Genomic DNA, 24,440 nt, shown 5'->3' on the forward strand with positions numbered 1-24,440 from the left:
GCTCACCATGAGCTGCTTTTTTTCTTATTTTGCACTGCGTATTGCTTCATTTTTTCAATCGTTTTTACAAAACCTTCTTTTGATTTAATCCGAATACCACGCTTCAATTTCGCACGCTCATAACTCTCAAGCTTTTTCATATCAATTTGGAAGAAGGAATGAATCGCATTATCACTTTTCGGTACACCTTTGAAAATTTGTAATATCCCTTCCTCTGACACGCCAAAATAACCGCTCGTTTTCAATAACGGAGAAATATCATCAACTTTCTTTTGCAATACAATTTGTATATCATCACGATCAACGAGCTGCCATTCTTTATACTGCTGTAAAAACTTTTCTAAATCCACCACTTTTTCTGTAAGTATTTCCTCACTTACTTCTCCATCAACATACATACGCTCTAATAAAATTGTAACTTCGGGTTCTTTTTTCGTTACTTCTGGTACTGGCCCTTCCGCCTTCACATTCGTTTCATAAACGAAACAAAACATCATAACGAAAGCTTGCATCGCAATCAGTATCCATTTCATTTCCGTTCACCTCTTCTAGGCAAAATCAAACTTTCATTAGTAGTTTTTCCGGAAATGGGGGTTTTATCCATATTACATTTCTTTCGAAAAAATAAAAAATGCAGATAGGGATTTACCTCATCTGCATGTATCATTTACTTTTATATAAAATGAAAGACGCCTGCAAAGCAGGCGTCTTGATGCGTTTACGGCGAGAGACCAGGCGACCACATTCGCGTGTTTAGCACTTAAGCATATCTCTCGTCTTACGTAAATTAGCTCATCGCTTTGCTAATATAACATTAATAAAGTATAAGTGCAACATGTTTATAAAAATATCTTATTTCCTCTTTCATCCAAATTATTTTATGTAAATTATAAATTGATAATTGTAATATATATGTTACAATTAATGTAAAAGCGAAATCATAATAAGCAGGGGATGAATATTGTGAAAAAAATAAAGGATGAACGTCTCATTCTTCAAACGTTAAAAAACATACGTATTGCCTTTCTTTTTCAATACATTGGGATAGTTGGAATTTTAGGCTATATCGGATTCACTGAAGGAACTAATCAAATTACGAAATCTCCATTATGGCTATTATTTATGCTTACGAGTATTTTACTTGCTTATTTACAGTTAAGTGTTTCAATCGATGTAGAAGAAGGCGAAAAGGAAATAAAATTAACCCCTTATTACAAGCTTGTTTTACGCTCTCTTCTCATTGGAATTATTATTACTATTATTTATATCATTTTCAGTCCTGAAAGACCTCTATTTGAAGCTATTCTAACAGGTAGTGTTTTCCTCATATGCTTTTTAGTTTCTTACTCCGTTAGTTATTTTATTAAAAAACGTCGTTTACAAGACAACGATGAATGAAGAGGAAGGGCTATCCCTTCCTCTTTTGTTTTGCTATCGCATAGTACCAGTTAAACCGTAACGAATGTCTCGGAACATATTTCCTATATCACGATTAAAATCGTTTGTAACTGTACCGTTACGTAGACGTGTGCTCATTGCATCGACACGAGTAAACATATCATTTCTTACAGAAACATATACGTTTCTGTTTCCAACTTCATTTACAACAGCTTGACGAATTTCGTTCGCCATCGCCGTTTCATTTGTCACTGTATTACGCGGTTTTACCGCAATCGCCACATCGTTTCCATATACAACTGTAGACACACGGTCCACGTTATTCATACGTTTCACACGATTTGTAATTTTTTCTGCTGTTTTACCATCATTGTTAATGTATGAATTGTTCATTGTAATATTACGTGTTGGATGCGGATTAGCAATTTGACCGTTGTAATTTACATCTCGGTAATAATTGTTATATCCTGTATCGTTACGACCATTTCTATATGTTACATAATCTGTATAGCGATCATTACGCGTTACATTATCACGATACTGGTGTGTATCATTATAAGATGTACGCTCGTAATTGTAGTTACGTCCATCCATTGCATTGTTATCTTTTGGTGTACCACATGCAGCTAATGCACTGGTAACTAACAAAGAAGCAGCAATCACTTTTACTTTCGTATTCAATACAAAAACCCCCTCTGTTAGAATGAGCTTCTCTTCTGAAAAGCTCCCTCTTATGATGAGTAACAGAGAGGGTTTTTACACTGTTAATATTTCACTGGGAATTTTCTAGCACTTCATAAAAACCCTTCATTTCCTTAATTAACACGCATGCAAAAAAGGCGGGAATACTCCCGCCTTTTTAAACTTCTTCTTCGTCCTCTTCTTCTGAAATGGGCTCTCCAAATACATTTGGTGGATCTGGTTGATAATACATCGTTCCTGGCTGTGGTGCATATGCAGATTGAGTTGGTTGATAATATAAAGGATTCGCATATTGCGGACCGCCTGGTTGTGGACTATATAGTCTACTTTCTCCTCCGCATCCACAATCTTCCTCACCCTGCACAAGCGGCGGCATATTATTATCCATTGGCATCATATTCGGGTTTGGCATAGACGTATATTGCGGTCCAAACGGAGCTCCTTGCTGATATGGCATTTGATATGGATTTGGTTGTTGATAATACGGATTCGGCGGCATCATAGGCTGTTGATACGGCATTTGATATGGCATCATATTCGGTGGTTGATTGTTATCCATGATTGGCATCATATTCGGCATTTGATTGTTATCCATGATTGGCATCATATTCGGCATTTGATTGTTATCCATAATTGGCATTATATTCGGCATTTGATTGTTATCCATAATTGGCATTATATTCGGCATTTGATTGTTATCCATAATTGGCATTATATTCGGCATTTGATTATTATCCATAATTGGCATCATATTTGGTGGTTGGTTGTTATCCATAATTGGCATCATATTTGGTGGTTGGTTGTTATCCATAATTGGCATCATATTCGGCATTTGATTGTTATCCATAATTGGCATCATATTCGGCATTTGATTGTTATCCATAATTGGCATCATATTCGGCATTTGGTTGTTATCCATAATTGGCATCATATTTGGTGGTTGGTTGTTATCCATAATTGGCATTATATTCGGTGGTTGGTTGTTATCCATAATTGGCATCATATTCGGCATTTGATTATTATCCATAATTGGCATCATATTTGGTGGTTGGTTGTTATCCATAATTGGCATTATATTTGGCATTTGAATATTTGGCGGTATGACTTGCGGAATAACTACATTTTCTTTCGATACATTTGGCGATACTATATTCCCTACGTTTTCTTTCTTCACTTGTGGTGACACTATATTTCCTACATTCTCTTTCTTCACTTGTGGTGACACTATATTTCCTACATTCTCTTTCTTCACTTGTGGTGACACTATATTCCCTACATTTTCTTTCTTCACTTGCGGTGACACTATATTCCCTACATTTTCTTTTTTCACTTGCGGCGATATTATATTCCCTACATTCTCTTTCTTCACTTGCGGCGATATTATATTCCCTACATTCTCTTTCTTCACTTGCGGCGATATTATATTCCCTACATTCTCTTTCTTCACTTGCGGCGATATTATATTCCCTACATTCTCTTTCTTCACTTGCGGCGATATTATATTGTTTTTTTTCGTTTGCGGAGAAATGATATTGTTAGGTTTCATTTTACTAATTTGAGGAGCAATTAACTCGCTTCCTTTTTTTATTACATCTGAAATTTTATATTCTTTTTTGGGTTTTATTGGTGGTTGTGGCGGCTGCGGTAATACATTTACCGAAAACTTCGTGTTTTCTTTTTCCGCCGGTTTTTGTTTTTCTATCACAGGTGGTTTTTGAATAACAGACGGTTTTTCTTTTTGAATTGGCTGTTCTTTTTGCACCTCTTTCTGCGGCTTTACCTGCATCTCCTTCTGTGGCTTCACCTGTACTTCTTTTTGCGGCTTTACTTGCATCTCCTTCTGCGGTTTTACTTGCACTTCTTTTTGTGTTTGTTGCATAGCTGGCTGCTGTGTAATTGGTGCTGATTGATACGTAACTTCTTCTTCATCTTCTATTCCAAGCGGAGTTGGTGTTGCTGCAAATTCTTTTTGCTGCACTTCTTTTACGTATTGCTTTGGAGGCGCTGAGCCTGCTCCAGCCTGTTGTTTCATATGAACACTCTTTGATGGCACTTTAATTTTCATACCTGGCATGATTAGATCAGGATTACTAAGTTGTGTATTTGTTTGTTTCAGTGTATCAAAATCCACTCCGTACTTTTTCGCAATTTTCCAAAGGGTATCCCCTTTTTGCACGATATGAATTTTCAAATTTTCCCCCTCCTGTATAACTTATCTATAAGTAACAAATCTCATGAAGTAACTCTTTCTAAATAACGTTAACTTCTTTTCACTTTCATCACTTCTTCGATTTTCAATATCATTTGAAGTGGAATAAGCATAAAAAAATCGCAATGATTTCTTCACAACAATGTATGCCCATTTCGTTCTCGTTATGATTATGTGCATGAAAAAAAGCAACGGGAATACCGTTGCTTTACACACGCTCTAACATACGATTTAATGCAAGAACCGCTTCTGCCGTTACTTGTTTATCTACACTAATAACATTAATTTCTTCTCCTCTTTCTATCGTTTCAAGTGCCCATAATAAGTGAGGCAGATCAATTCGGTTCATCGTTAAACATGGACACATAAATGGATTAAGCGAAACAATTTCTTTATCTGGATGTTGCTGAATAATTCGATTCACTAAATTCATTTCTGTACCAATCGCCCATTTGCTACCAGATGGCGCTGATTCAATCATATCAATAATATATTTCGTTGACCCTGCATAATCTGAAGCAGCTACAACTTCATAGCAACATTCTGGATGTACAATAATATTCATATCCGGATGATTTTTTCGTACATTCTCTATGTTTTTCACTGTAAAGTTTTGATGAACTGAACAATGACCTTTCCATAAAATCACTTGAATTTCTTCTATATCTCCATCGTACTCTAAAGAATCAGTATGCGGATCCCATACTGCCATTTTATCTAACGCGATACCTAAGTCGTACGCTGTATTTCTTCCTAAATGTTGATCCGGTAAAAAGACGAGACGTTCTTTTTGTGTAAACGCCCAAGATACCATTTGCTTTGCATTAGAAGAAGTTACTGTTGCTCCTCCGTTACGACCACAAAACGCTTTAATTGCAGCTGTAGAGTTCACATACGTTAACGGAATCATCGTATCTCCAAATAATTTCGTGAGCTCTTTCCACGCTCTTTCTGTTTGTTCAATATCTGCCATATCTGCCATCGAACATCCTGCACGCATATCTGGCAAAATAACGATTTGATCATCTGTCGTTAACATATCTGCTGTTTCCGCCATAAAGTGCACCCCGCAAAACACAATATACTTTGCGTCTTTATTGCTCGCTGCAACTTGCGCAAGCTGAAGTGAATCCCCTGCTGCATCTGAAAATTGTACCACTTCATCTTTTTGGTAATGATGTCCTGGAATGAATAACATTTTCCCCATTTTTTCTTTAATTTCATGAACACGCTTTTCCATATCTTCTTTTGACATCTTGTGATAACGCTCCGGTAACATCGTTTCAATTGGTTGCACTTTTTCTAAAATACTCATATTCCTTTCTCCCCCTCTAAGCGACTTTCCTTACCCTTCAATATTGAAACTAATATCAAGTGCTTTCACTGAATGTGTTAACGCTCCAAGTGAAATATAATCTACCCCTGTTTTTCCGTATTTCGATAAATCTTCAATTGTAATGCCTCCTGATGCTTCCGTAACGATGGCACTTGGTACAATCTTTGAAAACTCTCTAATCTCATCTGGCGTACGGTTATCAAACATAATAATATCCGCACCAGCCGCTACAGCCTCTCTCACTTGCTCCTCCGTTTCTGTTTCCACTTCTACTTTCACCATATGTCCTAATTTTTCTTTCAGCGATGTAACAGCTTTCGTAATAGAACCAGCAAAGGCAATATGATTGTCTTTGATCATGACACCATCATATAAACCGAAACGGTGATTAAATCCTCCTCCGCACACGACTGCATACTTATCAAACATACGTAGCCCCGGCATTGTTTTTCGCGTATCACAAATACGTGTATGGCTGCTATCTAAAGCAAGAACCGCTTTACGCGTCATCGTCGCTATTCCGCTCATACGCTGGATAACATTTAATATAACGCGCTCTGCTGTTAATAACGATGCAATTGGACCTTGCACAGTTGCAATGATTTCGCCTTTTTCTACAAGATCCCCATCTTTTTTATGAAGCTCTACTTCAATTCTCTCATCAATTAATTTAAATCCCGATTCAATTACTAAACGTCCTGCAAAGACCCCTGTATCCTTCGAAAGAAACGTTCCTTTTGAAAGCAAGTTATCTGGAAAAATAAGCTGAGATGTTACATCTCTTTCTCCTATATCTTCTAAAAAAAATCGATTTAATGCTTCTTTCACTTTTATCGTGTTCATAAAGCCCCTCTTCCCCTCATCACACAAGTTGTAGTTTTCTCTTTACTCGAACAATCTCTTTCTTTCCTACATTTCTATCTGGATAATCACTCCGGTAATGCCCACCAATACTTTCTTCTCTTTGCAGGGCTGACACAACTATAAGCTCACAAACCGTTAACATATTAATAAGTGTTATCTCTTCATTCGTAAGAACATCATGTTGTAATATCATATTTCGAACACCGTACTTACTAAGCCATCTCTTCGCATAAGATAAACTTTGCTCTGTTCGCACAATCCCAACATATTTCATCATGCATTTTTGTATTTCTTCTTTCGTCGGTAAATGATTCAGAACGATAAACTTCGCTTCCTTTTCGGCTAGCATGTTCACCTTTTCTTTTGTCTCTCTAGATAAAATGTGTCGTCCGATTCTTTTTCCAAACACAAGACCTTCTAATAATGAATTACTCGCTAATCTATTTGCACCATGAACCCCATTACAAGCTACTTCACCGACTGCGTATAGGTTCGGAATAGACGTCTCTCCATCACAGTTCGTTTTCACGCCGCCCATGTGAAAATGAGTACCGGGCACGACTGGAATAAGCTTTTTATTTATATCGACTCCATTTGTTTTACATATCGATGACACGGTCGGAAAGCGTTGTTCAAAGTTTTGAATCATTTCGATGTTTAAGTACACTTTTTCACCCGCAAGTAGCTGTTCATGAATAGCCCTTGCGACTACATCACGAGGCGCTAAATCCTGTTCGGAATGTATATCCATCATAAAACGCTGCCCTTTGCCATTTATAAGGACAGCTCCTTCTCCGCGAACAGCTTCGGACACGAGGCCGGAACAACGCCCACCCGCGTATAACATCGTCGGATGAAATTGTATAAACTCTAAATCTACAAGTTCTCCGCCTGCACGGTACACCATTGCAAGTCCATCGCCTGTAATTGTCTCATCATTAGAAGTAAAGGCGTATAAACCGCCAATACCGCCTGAAGCTAACACCGTATAAACTGCATTGTAACGTTTCAGTTCTCCTTTATTGTTACGAGTTAAAGCCCCAACACATTTATCTTTTTCTATAATAAAATCGAGCACCATTTCCTGTTCCACTACCGTAACGTATGGAGCTACTTCTTGAATAAGATGCTCTAATAAATTCTTTCCTGTTGCATCGCCACCTGCATGTAAAATACGACGTTTTCGATGCGCTCCTTCTTTTCCAAGATGAGGACCTGTTTCATCTCCATCAAATTTCATTCCTCTTTCAATAAGGTTATTAATTTCTTTCGGCCCTTCCTCGACTAAATAACGGACCACTTCTTCATTATTATAATGACACCCTGCTACTAACGTATCTTCAAAATGATCATTAGGATTGTCATATGTAGCTACCGCTGCGGCAATTCCACCTTGAGCTAAATGTGTATTATTATTACGTTTCGTCTCCTTTGTGATAATAATCACATTCTTTTCGTGACAAATCTCTTTTGCAACACGAAGTGCCGCAACGCCACTTCCAATAATTAAGACATCTGCACTTGGCATAATTGTTGCCTCCTACTTTACACTTTTCAACTGTCTTGACACCTATATTTACATAGTTTTAAAATAATGACAAGAGTTTTTTTATAATTCTTATTTTCACTACCATTTAAAAAGTAAAAGAAATGTAACTCTTACTAGAGAGAGGAACTTACATGATGATATATCTTGACTATGCAGCTACTACACCTATGAGCGAGGAAGCGTTACAAACATATATGAAAGCAGCTTCTCAATACTTCGGAAATGAACAAAGTTTACATGACATTGGAGGAACGGCTTCTTCTTTATTACAAGTTTGCCGAAAAACATTCGCGGAAATGATTGGTGGAAAAGAACAAGGAGTATTCTTCACAAGCGGTGGCTCAGAATCAAACTATCTTGCGATCCAATCACTTCTAAATGCCCGAAATAAGAAGCATATTATTACGACACCTATGGAACATGCATCCATTCGAAGTTATTTTCAATCTCTAAAATCAAAAGGCTATACGATCACTGAAATTCCTGTTGATAAAAGCGGACTCATTTGTTTAGTAGATTTAGAGGCATCTATTACAGAAGATACTGTGCTAGCAAGTATACAGCATGGAAACTCTGAAATCGGAACCGTTCAAAACATTACAGAAATCGGGGCAATTTTGAAAAAATATAATGTTTTATTTCATACGGATTGTGTGCAAACGTTTGGTAAACTGCCTATCCATGTTTTTGAGATGGGGATTGATAGTCTTTCTGTTTCAGCACATAAAATATACGGACCAAAAGGTGTCGGCGCTTGCTACATAAATCCGCAATCTCGCTGGGAACAAGTATTTCCAGGAACTTCTCACGAAAAAGGATTTCGCCCAGGTACAGTGAACGTTCCCGGCATCGCATCTTTTTTAACAGCTGCTGAAAATATATTAAAAACTCAATGGGAAGAAAGTTTACGTTTTAAAGAGTTACGATCCTACTTTTTAGAGCAAATACAAACACTTCCGCTAGAAATTGAAGTAGAAGGTCATTCTACTTCTTGTTTACCACATATTGTTGGGGTTACAATAAAAGGAATCGAAGGTCAATATACTATGCTAGAATGTAATCGTCATGGTATTGCCATTTCCACCGGAAGTGCTTGCCAAGTCGGTAAACAAGAACCTTCGAAAACTATGCTTGCAATTGGAAAAACGTATGAAGAGGCCAAACAATATGTCCGCTTCTCTTTCGGACAACAAACAACGAAAGATCAAATTGATACTACTATTCATGCACTACACACAATTGGAAATCAATTTTATAGAGGTGTTAAATCATAATGAAACAAAATGAACAAAAAAAGATTTTAGGTGAAGAAAGACGACAGCTTATCCTTCAGTGGCTTCTCGCTGCAAATGAGCCGTTATCTGGGAATGAACTATCGAAGAAGACAAACGTAAGTAGGCAAGTTATCGTGCAAGATATTTCCTTGCTTAAAGCACGAAACGAACCAATTATTGCGACTGCTCAAGGCTATTTATATTTAAAGCCACAAGAGAAACAACAAGCTTTTGAACGCGTAATCGTATGCCAGCACAAACCAGCAGAAGTACGTCAAGAACTTACAATGCTTGTTGATCACGGCGTTACGATTAAAGACGTAAAAGTTGAGCATCCTGTATACGGCGATTTAACAGCATCTATTATGGTAAGTAATCGCTTTGATGTAGAACAATATTTACAAAAAATAGAAAACACAAATGCTTCTTACCTTTCGCAACTAACAGATGGTATTCACTTACATACAATTGAGGCCGATTCTAAAGAAAAGTTAGATGCTGCTTGCGAGGCACTGGATAAAGCAGGATTTCTCGTTTATTAATGTAAAGCACAGAGTTTTTATAATTCTCTGTGCTTTTTTAATGCTATAATATTGTAATCAATCGTAAAGGAGATCACTTATGGGAATTGAACTCGTTCACTTTAGCATTGGCAAACCGAAACAAATGAAATATAGCGAAGATAAAGAAATGATTACTGGTATATGTAAGGAACTTACAGAAGAAGCTTTCCTCTCAAAAGATGGATTCCTCGGCGATGACGTAGCAGATTTAAAACATCATGGCGGTCCTGATCGCGCTGTTTGTGTATACCCACACGAGCATTACGCACTATGGGAAGAGGAATTTCAAACTACGCTTCCAGCTTCCACATTTGGCGAAAACATTACCGTAACAAATATGTTAGAGCGTGATGTTTGCATCGGAGATACATATCAACTAGGTGAAGCAATCATTCAAGTGACACAAGCAAGAGTACCTTGTAGCACTATTTCAAAACGCCTCGGTATTCCTGGCATTTTACCGCGCATTGTAGCAACTGGATTTACTGGCTACCTATGCCGTGTTCTTCAAGAAGGTACTGTACGTAAAGATTCTAAAATTACATTACTAGAACGTCAACCGAGCAATATTTCTGTGTTGTTCTCTAACGAAATCTATTTTCATAATAGAAAAGATAAAGATGGCATAGAAAAAATTCTTGCTCTTCCAGAACTAGCTGATATTTGGCGTGGTCAGTTAGAAGATCGTCTTGCGAAGTTAAAATAAAGAATCCCACCTTCTGCAGGTGGGATTTTATTAATCTATTAAAAAATATACTAGGCAATGAAATGATATTGACGATTAGACAAATACCAACATTCCGTCTACATCTTACAACCAATAAGAAGAATAACTCCCCAGCACAGTAACAGAAAAGCCGAGTGCTTCAAGTTCCATCGTTACGCCTGGTAATAATACATCATCGTATGCTTTATCGACATCGATTAAGAAAAAATAATTGCCAAGGCCTGTTTTCATCGGGCGAGATTCGATTTTTGATAGATTTAATTTCCTCCATGCGAAAGCTGATAGCACTTGGTATAGTGCCCCTGCATAATCAGCAGGTAACGTTATCATAAGCGTCGTTTTCTCTCCGCGGTTTTCTCCGTTATTTGGAAGTATCGCTTTCTTTTTCTTATGGAGCACGAGGAAGCGTGTATGATTATTTTTATGCGTATGAATGCTACGTCTTACAATCGTTAATCCGTATTTTTCTGCAGCTGCTTCATTTGCAATAGCGGCAATTTTTTCTTCAGGATGTTCTTTCACATATTGCGCAGCGGCACTTGTGGATGTCATATCTCGAACAGTTACTCCTTTTAATTCTTCATTTAAAAATTTATGGCACTGTGCAATGGCATGCGGATGAGAATGCACCGCATATACTTCATCCCACACTTCTGCATACTGCGGATGTACAAGTAAATGCTGCTGAATTGGCACTGTAATTTCTCCTACAATAGAAAGCGGCTGCTCATGTACAAGATAATCAACCGTTATATTCACTGAACCTTCTATTGCATTTTCTAACGGTACGACTGCGAAGTCTACATTTTCATTTGCAGCTGCATCTATACAATCTGGAATCGTTCGATACGGTACATGATCTGCTTCCGGAAAAAAACGACTCACCGCCATATTTGTAAATGTTGCTTCTGGTCCTAAATATCCTACTCGAATCATCGTCTTTTCCCCTCTTTTTCGTTTTCTTACTGTTATACCATACTTTTTTATATTCTTCTATGTAAATTTCGAATATTAAAAAAAGACTAGCATTTGCTAGTCTAAATGTTTCTTATATTCTCTTTGAGCGAAGAAGAAATAAATGATACATGCTACGATATAAAACAGAATGAACAAACCTACTTTTTTTAATGATCCATCCATAAAGAAAGTATTATGAAACGTATATAACGCAACTGCACTATGCATACTCCCTACTATAATTGGCGCAAAAAATAGCATACATAATTGCCAACGAGAAATTTTCCATACTTCTTCCTTCGTCATTCCAAGTTTAGAGAGTGCACCATACTGCTTTCGGTCCGATGCAATATTATGGAACCATTTAAAATACACGATACTACATGAAGTAAGAAAGAATAATATACTAATAAACGAGCCCATAAATAGAGTAATATCACCGCCTTCTTTCATACTTACATATAACTCCATATTACTTCGAAATGCATTATTATTATCTTGTTTCATATGTTTCCGTAAATCTTCATTCAATTTCTTCGTCTTTTCGATATTTGATAATGTGTAGCCTCTATATATCATCTTTTCAGAATCAGGAACCTTATTTGCTATATTGTCAAAGTCTTCATCATTCATAACGAAGAACAGACCATTAATGTACGAAGGGTGATAGTTAAATTGAACCCCTTCTTTCTGACCGTTAAATACGAATTGATATGGTTGATTCATTACTTGCAATTGAATCTCTTTTTGATTATATACATTCGAATTATTGTATTTATTATAATAAACGAGTGTCACTGTACCTTTTTTAGGATGATATGTTTTCTGTTTTTGTTTCCTCGCTTCTTGGTTATAATCACTTTCTTTTATAAGCGGTGCTATTGTTGTTTCTCCTTTATTAGACTGAAAGGATGCATACACTCCAACAAAACTCATATATTGAAAATCATCATACCCATATTGATTCAGTAATTTTTCAACCGCACCTTCTTCAAAGACTTCATAAGTAGAAATACCTTTTTCTATGTACGAAAACGAGTGTACCCCTCCAGTTCGCCACATATCTTGCATGCTAGAAAAATACAAGAACACCGTACCTGTTGCCGTAACTACAAACGTCGTTGCCATAGACATCAGAAAGAAAAAGCGACCATTTTCCTTCATTCGATGTGACAATTGATTCACTATAAATAAATACGGATATGTATACATAATCTTTTTATTTCGCTTTATCATCTCTAACACTTGGGTAGCACCATGCGCGAAAGAAAAATACGTTCCAAAAAAGACAAGTATAGACACAGGGAAAAAGTATATTGCTATCGTAGCCATCGTCACTTGTAGCGCTAACGCATATCCTATCCCTAAACAAATAAAGCCGAATATACAAAGCCACTTGGATGTTTTCTTCTCTTTTTTATCTGTTCGAAATTCTTTCAATAACCGAATGATTTTTATATTCCATATACGTAAAGCACTTATAAAAGATAACAGAATAAAAACGACCATATATGTAATAAATGTTACACCAATCGCACTTACGTCAAATATAACAGGAAGTTCTTTCGGAAGTCGAAGTAACATACTAAATACCATAAAAAAGAGTTTTAAAAATATCATACCAAGCCCAATACCGAAAATATTCGCGAAGACCCCGATTAAAATTTGCTCGGTCATAATCACTCCTATTACGTTAGACTTCGTTGCTCCCATTAACATATATAACCCTAATTCTTTCTTACGTGCTTCTATGAAAATAGAGGTAGAGTACAAAATAAATATGACGAAAAAAGAAATGATTATAACATTACATATGATAAGTCCCCAGCGTACGTTTTGATACCATATCGTCTCTTGCATATACGGATGTACAATGACAGACATATATGCAAAAGAAGCAAATATTGCAAAACAACTACTTAAGAAAAACACTTTATAATTACGCCAATTTCCTTTTATATTTTGCAGCGCTAGTTGCCGAATGTTCATCTATCGTCCTCCTGTAACTTACTACATAGGCAAAAAGCTAGAGATTCCCCTAGCTTTTTACGTGTTTTAAATATCCTCTTTGCGCGATCATAAAGTAAATAGCAGAAGCTAAAATGTATGCTCCAATTACAAGCGCACCTGATTTCCACAAATCAATATAAAGCATTTTCCCTAACGTATGAAGAGCAACTCCACTATGAATGGAACCGATTAAAATTGGGATAAAGAAGATAACTCCCATTTGTCGAATCGCAATTTTGCGAATTTCTTTATCTGTCATACCGATTCTCTTTAACGATTTAAATTGAATACGATCTTGTTCTTTATCGTTAAACCATTTAAAGTATGTCATACTACAAGCAAAGAAGAAGAACAGTACCGCTACGAAGAAACCGATGAACATTGTAATTGCTCCACCTTCTCTTATATCCTTATACGCAAACACTGAATTTCTCAATTCTCCTTGCTTTTCTGGTGCAATTTCATTTTTCAAATCTAATACAAGATCTTCTGTACTTTTCCAATCCTCAATATAATAACCGTAATATTTCGTCTTTTCTTCATCTGGTACGAGTTTTGCATATTTCTCAAAATCTTGATCATTTACAACGAGATATTCACTATCATTAAAAACAGAATACTGCGTTGGCTTATTTAATTGAACAGACTGCTTTTGTCCGTTAATTGTAAATTCATACGGTTTCGTGCGGTCTATCTTCATCAGTTCATTTGACATATCAACCATAACCATTGTTGCACTACCCAGTGCATTATGAACTTCTGTAGGTTGCTCTCTCTTTTGTTTGCGCACTTCCGTATTATATTCTTTTTCTGAAATAATCGTCATCGGTACTTCATGTTCACTATTAAACAACGTTATTTTCTGTGTTGCCGGTAGTTTAACGTAGGTTACTTTTCGCGCATCTTCAAACCCATGTCTCTTCACAAGCTCCTGTACCTTTTCTTCATTAATAAGGCTATGCGTACTTAACCCCTTTTCCTCATATGAAATAGCGTGTGGTGTAAGTTCTACCGTTTTCGCACTCAAATTTTCAAAATATACGTAAAGCGTGCCAACTGCCGAGGATACAACCGCCGTAATAATAGAAATTACAAATAGAAAACGAGCATTATCTTTCATTTTATAAATAAGGTTACTAAGGACGAACATATTTGGGTACGTATAAAAAGATTGTTTTCGTTTTTGCAATGCTTTTAATACGACTGTACTTCCTTGTGTAAATAGTAAATACGTTCCGCCAATTGTCAGTCCTACAACCGGTAAAAAGAGGATGAGGAAATTCAGAAACGTTACTTGGAAGCTAAGCACATATGCAGCAATAATACATCCTATACCAACTACACTTAACCATGTAAATGCAAACGGCTCTACTTTTTGCTTTCTTGCTTCTCTTAATAAATCAATAATTTGCAAGCGTCCTACTGTCCAAACACTAAACAATGATAGGATTAAAAATAAAATAAAGTATACACCAGCTGTAATAAAAACTGCTTTACTATTCCAAACGAGTGGAAGTGTCTTATCTATTTTCAATAATACGCTTAACGCTTGGAAAAATAATTTTGAACAAAGCATTCCAACCCCAATACCAACTACAATTGCAATACTACCTAACATCAGTTGCTCTAATATAATCATTCGGCCGAGCTGCGATTTCGTTCCGCCTATTAATGTTAGTAGACCAAACTCTTTTTTTCTTGCTCGTAAAAACGTTGAATTTGCATATAAAATAAAGAGTGCCGAGAAGATGACCACAATATAATTCATCGATTCTAATCCTTTTGTGATCATCGTTCTCATACTAATATTACCGCTTACGACATCTGGATGATAAATAAAAGAAGCATACATGAAAAATACGACAATCGATAAACAACTACTTATAAGAAACGCTTTATAGTTACGCCAATTTCCTTTTACGTTATTAAGCGCGAGCTGGCGAAAGTTCATGATATTCTCCTCCTAGCATCGCAAGTACGTCCAGAATTTCTTGGAAAAAGGCTTGTTTCGTTCTTCCTTTATGTATTTCCGAGAAAATTTCTCCATCGCGTATGAAAAGGATACGTTCACAATAACTAGCCGCTACTGGATCGTGCGTAACCATTGCAATCGTTACTTTCTTTTGCTCGTGTAAATCTTGCAGAGCGCCCATTAGCGATTTCGCTGACTTTGAGTCTAAGTTTCCAGTTGGCTCATCTGCTAAAATTAACGTCGGTTCATGAATGATTGCTCTCGCTGCTGCTGCGCGTTGTTGTTGTCCGCCTGATACTTCGTATACTTTTTTATTTAAAATTTCTTCGATGTTTAAAAACTTCGCAATTTCCAGTACTTTCGCATCGATTTCATTTACAGATTTCTTCGCCATTACAAGTGGTAAAATGATGTTTTCTTTAATGGATAACGTATCAAGTAAGTTAAAATCTTGGAAGATGAATCCTAAATGTGTACGGCGAAACTCCGCTAATTTGGCAGCACGCATTTGATTAATTTCTTCACCATTTACAAGTACATGACCTGAAGTTTGCTTATCAATTGTTGCTAATAAATTTAAAAGCGTCGTTTTCCCGCTTCCTGAAGGACCCATAATCCCTACAAATTCGCCTTCTTCTATTTTAAAATTTATATCGTTTAAAGCAGTCGTCGCTACTGAACCTTTTGATTGGTACACCTTCGTTAATCCTTTTACTTCAAGAACACTCATTTCTAATCCCCCTATGTGTTTTCTTCTTACATTTACTATAAGAAAAATAAGAAAAAGAAACGAGTGATTTCCCTTACAAAACGTTTTGTTATCTTACAGTTTTGTCATTTTTCTCATCAATGTATGATATTCTTCATCTTTTGCAAATTGGAACGTGAATGTTGTCCCTTCTCCTTCAGCCGATTGAACATACATTCCATGATGTAAATTATCGCAAATTTCCTTCGTAATATATAAGCCCATCCCAGTCGCTTCTCTCGTTTTACGTCCATTTATTCCCGTAAAGAATGGGTCAAATATGCGCTTTACGTCTTGCTCTGGAATACCAATTCCATTGTCCTTAATATGTAATAACACCTTTTGATCTTTCTCTTCAATTTGAAATTGAATTTCTTTTTTCTCTACCGCTGAAATTTTGGTATACTTGATTGCGTTTACAACAATTTGACCTATAGCAATGCTCAGCCATTTTCTATCAGATGCAACCATACAAGTATCTTCTTCAAACATCACTTTCGGGAATACAGACGATTGAATGAAGGATTTTCGGTTTTCATTAATAATACCTCGCACGATATCTATAACATTTACTACTTCTACCTTATAATCTTTCGCAAACTGCTCTAGTCTTGCCATATGTAACGCTAAATCTAACCCATTTAGTATACGGTTATTTTCTTCACGGATACTTTCAACTGTTACTCTTGCCTCACGATGCTCTTTGCCAAACTTCTGCAACAATAATTCAATAACAGATACTGGTGTTTTCATTTGGTGAATCCATTGGTTCATAAATATCATTTGCTGTTGCTCTTTCGCATGCTGTTTATGAATTTCATTCATATATTGCTGTCTTAATAACGTAAAAGATTCAACGACCATTTCTTGCTCTGATGTATAAGATTCATCAATAAGTAAAGAGTCATGTAATGTATTTCCGCCAGTAACATACTTTTCGATCCTCTTTAAATACACACTCCGTTTTCGATAATCGTAAATGAGGTATACAGTAAACACAACTGTTCCTAATAAAAGTCCATATAACCACGTACTCCAATCAATGGATTTCTTTTCTAAAAGACTTTGCAACTGCAAAACGAGCCCAAATAAACAAAGGCTAACAATATAAGAAAGAATTAAAGGAAAGCGATCCACGAGGTAATTTTTAACCTTCATGCCCTTCGCCCCACTCCGTAAGAAGCGCATAACCATATCCACGTTTCGTTACAATTGCATTTTTAATGCCTAACTCCTCTAGTTTCTTCCTTACACGTTTTACATTTACGGTTAATGTATTATCATCCACAAATGCTACTTCATCCCATAGAGCTTCTAACAGTTCTTCGCGCGTTACATACTGATTCACCTGTTTCATTAAACATTCTAATAAGTAAAACTCATTTTTTGTCAGTTCAGTTTGTTGTCCCTGCCACTCAACAATATGCTGGGACGGGAATAACAACAGTCCATTTACACCTAAACAATCACTCTCAGCAGCAGAAGCATACTCTCCATAACCACGGCGAAGCGCACTCTTCACCTTTGCCATTACGATATCTAAATGGAATGGCTTCGTAATATAATCATCGCCGCCGTTTTCAATCGCCATTACTTGATCCATTTCCCCTGTTCTTGCAGAAACAAAAATAATCGGCGCATTCGATATAGTACGAATTTGACGACACCAATAAAAACCGTCAAAGTACGGTAAATTAATATCAAGTAACACGAGATGAGGATTTACTTTTACAAACTCATCTTTTATATGACATAAATCACTTACTCTAAATGATTGATAGCCATACCTTTCTAAATGCTCCTCTAATATTCCCGCGATTTTCTCATCATCTTCTACAATTAATATTTTATACATGCTCTTTTTCTCCCCATAAAAGAATTCTTCTACATTTACTCCTTTTTCCATTATAAATTGAAAATTTATTTAGTGGGGATTTTTTCCTATAATAATCTAACTATTGCAATATAAAGTGATACTTTAATCAGTGGAGGTTCTACGGGCAAATAGTGGGATAAAAAAAAGACTGCCATATTTCGGCAGTCTTAGTCGATAAATTCAAATTCATATTCAAGAATTTTTACAATATCTCCGTCTTTTGCACCACGTGCACGAAGCGCTTCATCAATACCCATTCCGCGCATTTGGCGAGCGAAACGACGTATAGATTCATCACGTGAGAAGTCTGTCATTTTGAATGTCTTCTCGATATCGTAACCAGAAATAACAAATGTGCCGTCACTTTCACGTGTAATTTCAAATTTAAGACTTTCAGCATCAAATTTATACATTACACTTGCTTCAGACTCTTCGACAACATCGTACATTGGGAATTCTGGTGTTGTTTCTAATAAGTTCGCTACTTCAAATAGTAAATCACGAACACCTTGTTTCGTTACAGCTGAAATTGGGAAGATTTTTACTTCGTCTCCCACTTTCTCTTTAAATGCTTGTAAGTTCTCTTCTGCATCTGGCATATCCATTTTGTTTGCTACAACAACTTGTGGACGCTCTGTTAAACGCATATTGTATTCTTTTAATTCATTATTAATTGTAACATAATCTTCATATGGCTCACGGCCTTCTAAACCAGACATATCAATAACATGTACAATTACACGTGTACGCTCGATATGACGTAAGAATTGGTGTCCAAGTCCAACGCCAGCATGTGCGCCTTCAATTAGTCCAGGAAGGTCAGCCATCACGAAGCTGCGGTTATCACCAGTTTCAACAACACCAAGATTCGGAACGATTGTTGTAAAGTGATACTCTGCAATTTTCGGACGTGCTGATGATACAACAGATAATAATGTAGATTTACCTACACTTGGGAATCCAACAAGTCCAACATCTGCTAGTACTTTAAGTTCTAGAATGACATCACGTTCTTGACCTGGTTCTCCGTTCTCAGCGATTTCTGGTGCTGGGTTCGTAGCTGTTGCGAAACGTGAGTTACCACGGCCACCACGGCCACCTCTTGCGATTACAGCAGTTTGTTCATGCGTTACTAAATCGGCAAGAATTTGACCAGTTTTTTCATCTTTTACTATTGTTCCTGGTGGAACCTTTACGATTAAATCTTCAGATTTACGTCCGTGCTGACCTTTACTCATTCCGTGCTGACCGCGATCAGCTTTGAAATGACGTTGGTAGCGGAAGTCCATTAATGTACGTAAGCCTTCCTCAACTACGAAAACAACATCTGCACCTTTACCCCCGTCGCCACCTGCTGGGCCACCTTTAGGAACATACTTCTCACGACGATACGCAACCATACCGTTACCACCGTCGCCGCCTTTTACATATATCTTGACCTGATCTACAAACATTATTTCACCACACTTTTTCAATTGGTTGTAATATAACTGAGACTTCTTCGTCTCGCACTGTATAAGAAATGGAATACCATTTATTGTTTTGGGTCGCAAGCCAATTCTGTAGTTCTTCTACACTCGTTAGCTTACCACGAAAATCAAAAAAGAAACGAGCATTATCCGCGTCACATTCAATTGTGATACAAACATAATTTTCAACATATACGTCTAAACTATGCTGAAGCATCGAGAAAAATTGATTCGTCCATGTACATACAGTCTCATCTAAGTGAGATAAGTTATGTAATTTCCCTAATACTTCGTACTCCAATAAGCACGGCTGCTGTTTCCAATTATATGTTAAAATCCACTCTGAAAATAAAGGCATTGATAGCCCCATCAGATTGGATTCTTGTCTCGCTTCTTGGACAAAACGATCGATGAGACTATGAATTTCTTCCACTTTTCCAAGGGAAAGGTTTCCTTTCACCATCTGCATACGATTGAGCCAATCATGTCTTGAATGGCGCAATGCATCTATAATTGTCCATTTTTCATTCATTTAGATACCCCTTAATATAGAAAAACTCTAACCTGCACTCAGGTTAGAGTTTTCCGTGAGTTCTTATGCTTCTTGAGCAACAGGATATACGCTCACTTGTTTGCGGTCACGGCCAAGACGCTCAAAGCGTACTACGCCGTCAACTTTCGCGTATAAAGTGTCATCGCCACCACGACCAACGTTAACACCTGGATAAATTTTTGTACCGCGTTGACGGTAAAGAATTGAACCACCTGAAACCGTTTGACCATCTGCGCGTTTAGCACCAAGACGTTTTGACTGAGAGTCACGACCGTTCTTTGTACTACCTACACCTTTCTTAGATGCGAAAAACTGAAGATCTAATCTTAACATACGTTACACCTCCTGCACTTTTTCTATTAAACGGATATACTTTCCGTAATCAAGTTCGATCGTCTTAAGCGAAACAACCAATCCTTCCAAAAGTATCTGTGCTTTTTCTACTGTATGAACGTCTAAATCATTAGGCAATTCATACGTTAAGAATCCGCCATCACTTCCGAGTTCAATAGTTGCCTGCACATTACAAAGTTCTTCCACTGCATTTATAGAACCAAACACAACCGCTGTAGTTCCAGCACAGACAAGGTCTTGTCCATGTGGCGCATAATCGGCATGTCCAGTCATTTTAAATGATTGGATACTTCCTAATTTCGTGCGACTTATCGTAATTTTAATCATGTTAACCTGGATTAAGCGTTGATAGCTTCAACAACTAGCTTAGTGTAAGGTTGACGATGACCTTGTTTCTTACGATTGTTCTTTTTCGCTTTGTATTTGAAAACGATAATTTTCTTAGCGCGACCTTGTTTTTCAACTTTCGCAGTAACTGTTGCACCTTCTACAACTGGGCTACCAACTTTAACGTTTTCGCCACCAACGAAAAGAACTTTGTCAAAAGTAACAGTTTCACCAGCTTCAACATCTAATTTTTCAATGTAGATTGCTTGACCAGCTTCAACTTTAATTTGTTTTCCACCTGTTTCGATAATTGCGTACATACTTGCACCTCCTCTTAATTACTAAGACTCGCCAAAAACGAGGTAGACATATATGCCTTTAGGGAACCTGTCTTGTGCGGTTGTAGCATATAGCCGTTTAGGTGCTATAAACTATAACATAAAGATGTTATCATGAATCATAGACGGTTGTCAATAAATGTTCTGCTAACTATTTTTTCCGCTCTACAATTTCTGTTTTACTTCCAAAACGGACAATTGCATACTTTTCGATCATATCATCTTTGAAATAAATTTCAAATGGAATATTTTTTTGTAATTCTTTTTGCAAAAATTGTTTTTGCAAGTCTTTAGGTGCAGCGATTAATACTGCCTCATCCTCTATATTGCCATATGTAATTAGCTCTCTCTCTAACTCATACGCAATTGTCTCATATGACATCACATACCCCGTCGCTTTGCACGGTACACATTCTTCTAGTAATACGTCGCGTAAAGAATGTTTCTTACGTTTACGTGTCATCTCTAAAATCCCTAACTCTGTAAACCCAAGCACTCTTGTATATGTGCGATCATTTTGCATAGCAGCCATGAGACATTCTCTTACCATTTCTTTATCTTCTCTTCTTTTCATATTAATAAAATCAATTAATATCATACCACCGATATCACGCAGTCTTAATTGACGTGCAATCTCTTCAGCTGCCACTTCATTTGTACGAAGGACTGTATCTTGTAAATTCTGTTTTCCAGTAAACTTGCCCGTATTCACATCAATTACAGTCATCGTCTCCATTTGTTCCACAATTAAATAAGCACCATTCGGGAGCCATACAATTTTTTGAAGTGCTTTCTCGATTTCACGCTCTATTCCAAAATGGTTAAACATTGAAGATTTTTCATTATAAAAAGATACTTTTTCTTTTCCAATCTTTTCCTCTAATTCTTTTACTATACTTCTTGTATCTACAACTACTTTTTCAATTGTTTCAATCGGATTCTCTTGGAATACACGATCTAAAAAGGTGGCCGGTCGATGAAGTAATAACGGCGCCTTTCCTTGGCCCTCTTTTCTTTGTAGCTCTTCATATAACTGCTGTAACATTTGCATTTCAGCTTGTATTTCTTCAATCGCTCCTTTTTCAGAAGCAGAGCGGAAAATGTACCCCCCCGTTCCTTCTACCTCAATTTGGAGTAACTGTTGTCTTCTTTTATTATTTTTTATTTTCCGAGAAACAGCGCGCATCTCATCAAACGGCATATAAACGACATATTTCCCGGTAAATTCTATATTCGCTGTCAATTTAGGCCCTTTCGTATCAATTGCCTCTTTCACAACTTGTACGAGAATCGCTTGCCCTTCATGTATACGATAACAAGATGGTACATCATCGTATGAAAGATACGCATGTTTTTCTAAACCGATGTTTACAAATGCTGCGTTCATTCCAGCGATTGTTCTTACGATACGTCCGGCATAAATATGCCCAACAATCTCTTGCTCTTCATTACGTTTCCATAAAAACTCAACAATTTTTTTCTTCTCTTCAATTGCAACGCGCTTTTCCGATCCAGCGTAATTCACATATAACGTTTTCAAAATTATTTCCTCACTTTATAATCTTCTTTGCTTTTACAATAATAAAAGGTTAGTGCTATCGTCAACACTAACCGATTAATTCTTCAACTGATGAAGTTGTTCGTTTTTCAGTAAAATATGCATAGAGCAGTTCATTTTCATCTAATGTGTAATGTTCTTTATATTTTCCATGGACGATAATAGAGTGCTTATATCCTCTACGAAATTTTGTGAATATCTTATATAAATGATCTTCTGATTGCACTTCAATAGGTGCAATCTTTTCAATTCCTCTTTTGTTCCCATAATAACGTTCTAATAAAAAACGCATAAAGGCATATCGTCTTTGTTTCCACTCTTGATATAACGACACTGCCAAAAACATGAGTAGTACCCACATCATAATATTATTGCTATTCCAGAGTAACTGCCATCCTAATATTACACCAAAAAAAACACATGACAATTTCATCATCTTTTCATGTGCTTGTAAATAAGGAAAACGATATGATAGTATATTAAACAATACTTTCCCGCCATCTAACGGCCAAATAGGGAGTAAATTAAACGCTAAAATAATTATATTATTCCACATAAAGAAATAATATAAATCCGCGTTCAGCCAACCAGCTTCAAACAATATATAACCTACTAGCATCATCCAAACATGTTGAATCGGTCCTGCAATTACGACAACAAGTTCCTCTTTCAACGACTTATTACCATGTTCCTCAAGCTCAGCCACGCCACCAAACGGCAAAAGCTGAATTTTTTTTATACGCCAATTATAGTGCGCTGCTGCAAAAGCATGCCCAAGTTCATGAATAAGAACAATACAAAATAACAGTATTAATTCTTTAAAACGTGCAGTAAAAATACCAATGACAATGATAACCCAAAATAATGGATGCACGGAAATTTTCGTTAAAACGTCCCTATATTTAATCAAATGATATCACCTGGATCGGATCAATAAATTTTTCATTCTTTTTTATCGCGAAATAAAACTTTCCATTTTTATCATTTGTATCATTACTCACCGTTCCAATTTTTTGTTTCTTTGAAACGTAATCATATAATTTCACTGACATATCGTTTAAGTTTGCATACCATGACTCCGTACCATCTGCATGTTGAATTTGAACTGTATTTCCAAGTTCCTCTTTCTTACCCGCAAAAACAACTAATCCTTCATTCACTGACTCAACTGTTGCATTTGTAGCTGTTTGGACAAATACACCTTGACCATTTTTTTGAAACCCTTGCATTACTTTTCCAGAAGCAGGAATTGCATAATCTTTTTGCTGAATACTCCCTTCTTTTTTCTCATTCGGTGAATAAAATACAAGCGGTTTTCCAAATTGCTTTTCATACCATTTCGCTACAGTAGCAAACTGAAATTCCTCTTTCATCACTTTTTCTGTAACAGCTTTAGCACCATCGAACGAAGACGGGGCATTCTTATATAAAATAGCAACCGAAAGAACTAATATTGCTGATAATAAAACTTTGAAGAAAAAGACTTCCTTTCGAAATAAAGGGTGAATTTCCTTTTCTCCTTCTTCAATAAATACTGTTTCGCTACCAAAATTTCCTCCGGTAAAATACTGCTCTTCCTCCATCCTTTCTTGCTCGGCCTTCCTTTTCGCAATCCGCTTTTTAATTTCTTCTACGCGTCTATTCTTCATACTGTCT

23 protein-coding genes, 1 pseudogene and 1 other annotated feature are annotated in these 24,440 nt (G+C 36.6%); of the genes and pseudogenes, 4 read left to right on the top strand and 20 right to left on the bottom strand.

What is annotated here, in order from left to right; all coding sequences use genetic code 11:
* Window positions 1–2: 2 nt before the first annotated feature.
* Window positions 3–533 carry a BofC C-terminal domain-containing protein gene (locus JFU02_RS13435; RefSeq protein WP_098285577.1) on the bottom strand — a complete coding sequence of 177 codons (531 nt, stop codon included), beginning with the start codon at window positions 531–533 and terminating at the stop codon, window positions 3–5.
* 421 nt (window positions 534–954) lie between these two features.
* Here JFU02_RS13435 and JFU02_RS13440 point away from each other — a divergent pair, with 421 nt between their 5' ends.
* Entirely contained in the window at window positions 955–1,398 is a 444-nt protein-coding gene (locus tag JFU02_RS13440) for a branched-chain amino acid ABC transporter substrate-binding protein (RefSeq protein WP_098867584.1), read from the top strand.
* Window positions 1,399–1,431: 33 nt separating this feature from the next.
* On the opposite strand, the gene JFU02_RS13445 is transcribed toward JFU02_RS13440, so the two are convergent.
* The 5 genes and pseudogenes from JFU02_RS13445 to nadB form a co-directional block, all read right to left on the bottom strand.
* On the bottom strand, window positions 1,432–2,079 hold the full coding sequence (locus JFU02_RS13445) for a YhcN/YlaJ family sporulation lipoprotein (protein WP_001093530.1): 648 nt from the start codon (window positions 2,077–2,079) through the stop codon (window positions 1,432–1,434).
* Window positions 2,080–4,134: 2,055 nt separating this feature from the next.
* Window positions 4,135–4,291 (bottom strand): annotated as a pseudogene (safA, locus tag JFU02_RS32755) (SafA/ExsA family spore coat assembly protein); the annotation flags it as partial.
* A 226-nt stretch (window positions 4,292–4,517) separates the two neighbouring features.
* Complete coding sequence (gene nadA, locus JFU02_RS13455; RefSeq protein WP_061666263.1) at window positions 4,518–5,624, bottom strand: quinolinate synthase NadA; 1,107 nt, start codon at window positions 5,622–5,624, stop codon at window positions 4,518–4,520.
* 30 nt (window positions 5,625–5,654) lie between these two features.
* Window positions 5,655–6,488, bottom strand: coding sequence for a carboxylating nicotinate-nucleotide diphosphorylase (gene nadC, locus JFU02_RS13460; RefSeq protein WP_001092241.1), 834 nt, complete (start codon window positions 6,486–6,488; stop codon window positions 5,655–5,657).
* Window positions 6,489–6,507: 19 nt separating this feature from the next.
* Complete coding sequence (gene nadB / locus JFU02_RS13465; protein ID WP_061666262.1) at window positions 6,508–8,037, bottom strand: L-aspartate oxidase; 1,530 nt, start codon at window positions 8,035–8,037, stop codon at window positions 6,508–6,510.
* A gap of 152 nt (window positions 8,038–8,189) precedes the next feature.
* Between nadB and JFU02_RS13470 the strand changes: the two genes are divergently transcribed.
* The 3 genes from JFU02_RS13470 to JFU02_RS13480 all read left to right on the top strand — a co-directional run bounded on the left by JFU02_RS13470 (window position 8,190) and on the right by JFU02_RS13480 (window position 10,601).
* Entirely contained in the window at window positions 8,190–9,332 is a 1,143-nt protein-coding gene (locus JFU02_RS13470) for an IscS subfamily cysteine desulfurase (RefSeq protein WP_000973781.1), read from the top strand.
* Window positions 9,332–9,874 carry a transcription repressor NadR gene (locus JFU02_RS13475; RefSeq protein WP_000812272.1) on the top strand — a complete coding sequence of 181 codons (543 nt, stop codon included), beginning with the start codon at window positions 9,332–9,334 and terminating at the stop codon, window positions 9,872–9,874. Before JFU02_RS13470 ends, JFU02_RS13475 begins: the two co-directional genes overlap by 1 nt.
* A 79-nt stretch (window positions 9,875–9,953) precedes the next feature.
* Window positions 9,954–10,601, top strand: a complete 648-nt coding sequence (locus tag JFU02_RS13480; protein WP_000510689.1) for an MOSC domain-containing protein — start codon at window positions 9,954–9,956, stop codon at window positions 10,599–10,601.
* A 105-nt stretch (window positions 10,602–10,706) separates the two neighbouring features.
* Here JFU02_RS13480 and pheA read toward each other — a convergent pair whose 3' ends face one another.
* The 14 genes from pheA to spoIVFA form a co-directional block, all read right to left on the bottom strand.
* On the bottom strand, window positions 10,707–11,558 hold the full coding sequence (gene pheA / locus JFU02_RS13485; RefSeq protein ID WP_000621693.1) for a prephenate dehydratase: 852 nt from the start codon (window positions 11,556–11,558) through the stop codon (window positions 10,707–10,709).
* 96 nt (window positions 11,559–11,654) lie between these two features.
* Window positions 11,655–13,568, bottom strand: coding sequence for an ABC transporter permease (locus tag JFU02_RS13490; RefSeq protein WP_001026321.1), 1,914 nt, complete (start codon window positions 13,566–13,568; stop codon window positions 11,655–11,657).
* 49 nt (window positions 13,569–13,617) lie between these two features.
* Complete coding sequence (locus JFU02_RS13495) at window positions 13,618–15,540, bottom strand: ABC transporter permease (RefSeq protein ID WP_098838581.1); 1,923 nt, start codon at window positions 15,538–15,540, stop codon at window positions 13,618–13,620.
* On the bottom strand, window positions 15,515–16,291 hold the full coding sequence (locus JFU02_RS13500; protein WP_000114529.1) for an ABC transporter ATP-binding protein: 777 nt from the start codon (window positions 16,289–16,291) through the stop codon (window positions 15,515–15,517). The genes JFU02_RS13495 and JFU02_RS13500 overlap by 26 nt, the downstream gene beginning before the upstream one ends.
* A 93-nt stretch (window positions 16,292–16,384) precedes the next feature.
* A complete protein-coding gene (locus tag JFU02_RS13505; protein ID WP_000865419.1) occupies window positions 16,385–17,467 on the bottom strand; it encodes a HAMP domain-containing histidine kinase in 1,083 nt (360 codons plus the stop codon).
* Complete coding sequence (locus JFU02_RS13510) at window positions 17,457–18,164, bottom strand: response regulator transcription factor (RefSeq protein ID WP_042973420.1); 708 nt, start codon at window positions 18,162–18,164, stop codon at window positions 17,457–17,459. Before JFU02_RS13510 ends, JFU02_RS13505 begins: the two co-directional genes overlap by 11 nt.
* A 188-nt stretch (window positions 18,165–18,352) precedes the next feature.
* Complete coding sequence (gene obgE / locus JFU02_RS13515; RefSeq protein WP_000497121.1) at window positions 18,353–19,639, bottom strand: GTPase ObgE; 1,287 nt, start codon at window positions 19,637–19,639, stop codon at window positions 18,353–18,355.
* Window positions 19,640–19,643: 4 nt separating this feature from the next.
* Window positions 19,644–20,186, bottom strand: coding sequence for a sporulation initiation phosphotransferase B (locus tag JFU02_RS13520; RefSeq protein ID WP_001003585.1), 543 nt, complete (start codon window positions 20,184–20,186; stop codon window positions 19,644–19,646).
* Window positions 20,187–20,249: 63 nt separating this feature from the next.
* Window positions 20,250–20,540, bottom strand: coding sequence for a 50S ribosomal protein L27 (gene rpmA, locus JFU02_RS13525; RefSeq protein WP_000944957.1), 291 nt, complete (start codon window positions 20,538–20,540; stop codon window positions 20,250–20,252).
* A 3-nt stretch (window positions 20,541–20,543) separates the two neighbouring features.
* On the bottom strand, window positions 20,544–20,888 hold the full coding sequence (locus JFU02_RS13530) for a ribosomal-processing cysteine protease Prp (RefSeq protein WP_002082112.1): 345 nt from the start codon (window positions 20,886–20,888) through the stop codon (window positions 20,544–20,546).
* Window positions 20,889–20,899: 11 nt separating this feature from the next.
* A complete protein-coding gene (gene rplU, locus JFU02_RS13535) occupies window positions 20,900–21,208 on the bottom strand; it encodes a 50S ribosomal protein L21 (protein ID WP_000270907.1) in 309 nt (102 codons plus the stop codon).
* 14 nt (window positions 21,209–21,222) lie between these two features.
* Window positions 21,223–21,300, bottom strand: a sequence feature (ribosomal protein L21 leader region).
* A gap of 77 nt (window positions 21,301–21,377) precedes the next feature.
* Window positions 21,378–22,766 carry an Rne/Rng family ribonuclease gene (locus JFU02_RS13540; protein WP_061666258.1) on the bottom strand — a complete coding sequence of 463 codons (1,389 nt, stop codon included), beginning with the start codon at window positions 22,764–22,766 and terminating at the stop codon, window positions 21,378–21,380.
* Between the two features lie 67 nt (window positions 22,767–22,833).
* Window positions 22,834–23,694 carry a stage IV sporulation intramembrane metalloprotease SpoIVFB gene (gene spoIVFB, locus JFU02_RS13545; protein WP_000599045.1) on the bottom strand — a complete coding sequence of 287 codons (861 nt, stop codon included), beginning with the start codon at window positions 23,692–23,694 and terminating at the stop codon, window positions 22,834–22,836.
* Window positions 23,687–24,433 (bottom strand): stage IV sporulation protein SpoIVFA, encoded by a 747-nt coding sequence (gene spoIVFA / locus JFU02_RS13550; protein WP_000797476.1) that lies wholly within the window; start codon window positions 24,431–24,433, stop codon window positions 23,687–23,689. Before spoIVFA ends, spoIVFB begins: the two co-directional genes overlap by 8 nt.
* Window positions 24,434–24,440: the final 7 nt, after the last annotated feature.

It is taken from the genome of Bacillus sp. TH13 (assembly GCF_016651175.1).
Classification (GTDB): Bacteria; Bacillota; Bacilli; order Bacillales; family Bacillaceae_G; genus Bacillus_A; species Bacillus_A thuringiensis_S.

Bases quoted from the DNA above. Each gene is read 5' to 3' on its own strand.
- JFU02_RS13520 (WP_001003585.1), bottom strand. From the start codon at position 20,186: ATGAATGAAAAATGGACAATTATAGATGCATTGCGCCATTCAAGACAT.
- JFU02_RS13475 (WP_000812272.1), top strand. From the start codon at position 9,332: ATGAAACAAAATGAACAAAAAAAGATTTTAGGTGAAGAAAGACGACAG.
- JFU02_RS13480 (WP_000510689.1), top strand. From the start codon at position 9,954: ATGGGAATTGAACTCGTTCACTTTAGCATTGGCAAACCGAAACAAATG.
- JFU02_RS13440 (WP_098867584.1), top strand. From the start codon at position 955: ATGAATATTGTGAAAAAAATAAAGGATGAACGTCTCATTCTTCAAACG.
- rplU (WP_000270907.1), bottom strand. From the start codon at position 21,208: ATGTACGCAATTATCGAAACAGGTGGAAAACAAATTAAAGTTGAAGCT.
- JFU02_RS13470 (WP_000973781.1), top strand. From the start codon at position 8,190: ATGATGATATATCTTGACTATGCAGCTACTACACCTATGAGCGAGGAA.
- rpmA (WP_000944957.1), bottom strand. From the start codon at position 20,540: ATGTTAAGATTAGATCTTCAGTTTTTCGCATCTAAGAAAGGTGTAGGT.
- obgE (WP_000497121.1), bottom strand. From the start codon at position 19,639: ATGTTTGTAGATCAGGTCAAGATATATGTAAAAGGCGGCGACGGTGGT.
- nadB (WP_061666262.1), bottom strand. From the start codon at position 8,037: ATGCCAAGTGCAGATGTCTTAATTATTGGAAGTGGCGTTGCGGCACTT.
- JFU02_RS13530 (WP_002082112.1), bottom strand. From the start codon at position 20,888: ATGATTAAAATTACGATAAGTCGCACGAAATTAGGAAGTATCCAATCA.
- JFU02_RS13435 (WP_098285577.1), bottom strand. From the start codon at position 533: ATGAAATGGATACTGATTGCGATGCAAGCTTTCGTTATGATGTTTTGT.
- pheA (WP_000621693.1), bottom strand. From the start codon at position 11,558: ATGATTCGAGTAGGATATTTAGGACCAGAAGCAACATTTACAAATATG.
- JFU02_RS13500 (WP_000114529.1), bottom strand. From the start codon at position 16,291: ATGAGTGTTCTTGAAGTAAAAGGATTAACGAAGGTGTACCAATCAAAA.
- JFU02_RS13505 (WP_000865419.1), bottom strand. From the start codon at position 17,467: ATGAAGGTTAAAAATTACCTCGTGGATCGCTTTCCTTTAATTCTTTCT.
- JFU02_RS13490 (WP_001026321.1), bottom strand. From the start codon at position 13,568: ATGAACATTCGGCAACTAGCGCTGCAAAATATAAAAGGAAATTGGCGT.
- nadC (WP_001092241.1), bottom strand. From the start codon at position 6,488: ATGAACACGATAAAAGTGAAAGAAGCATTAAATCGATTTTTTTTAGAA.
- JFU02_RS13495 (WP_098838581.1), bottom strand. From the start codon at position 15,540: ATGAACTTTCGCCAGCTCGCGCTTAATAACGTAAAAGGAAATTGGCGT.
- JFU02_RS13510 (WP_042973420.1), bottom strand. From the start codon at position 18,164: ATGTATAAAATATTAATTGTAGAAGATGATGAGAAAATCGCGGGAATA.
- spoIVFA (WP_000797476.1), bottom strand. From the start codon at position 24,433: ATGAAGAATAGACGCGTAGAAGAAATTAAAAAGCGGATTGCGAAAAGG.
- nadA (WP_061666263.1), bottom strand. From the start codon at position 5,624: ATGAGTATTTTAGAAAAAGTGCAACCAATTGAAACGATGTTACCGGAG.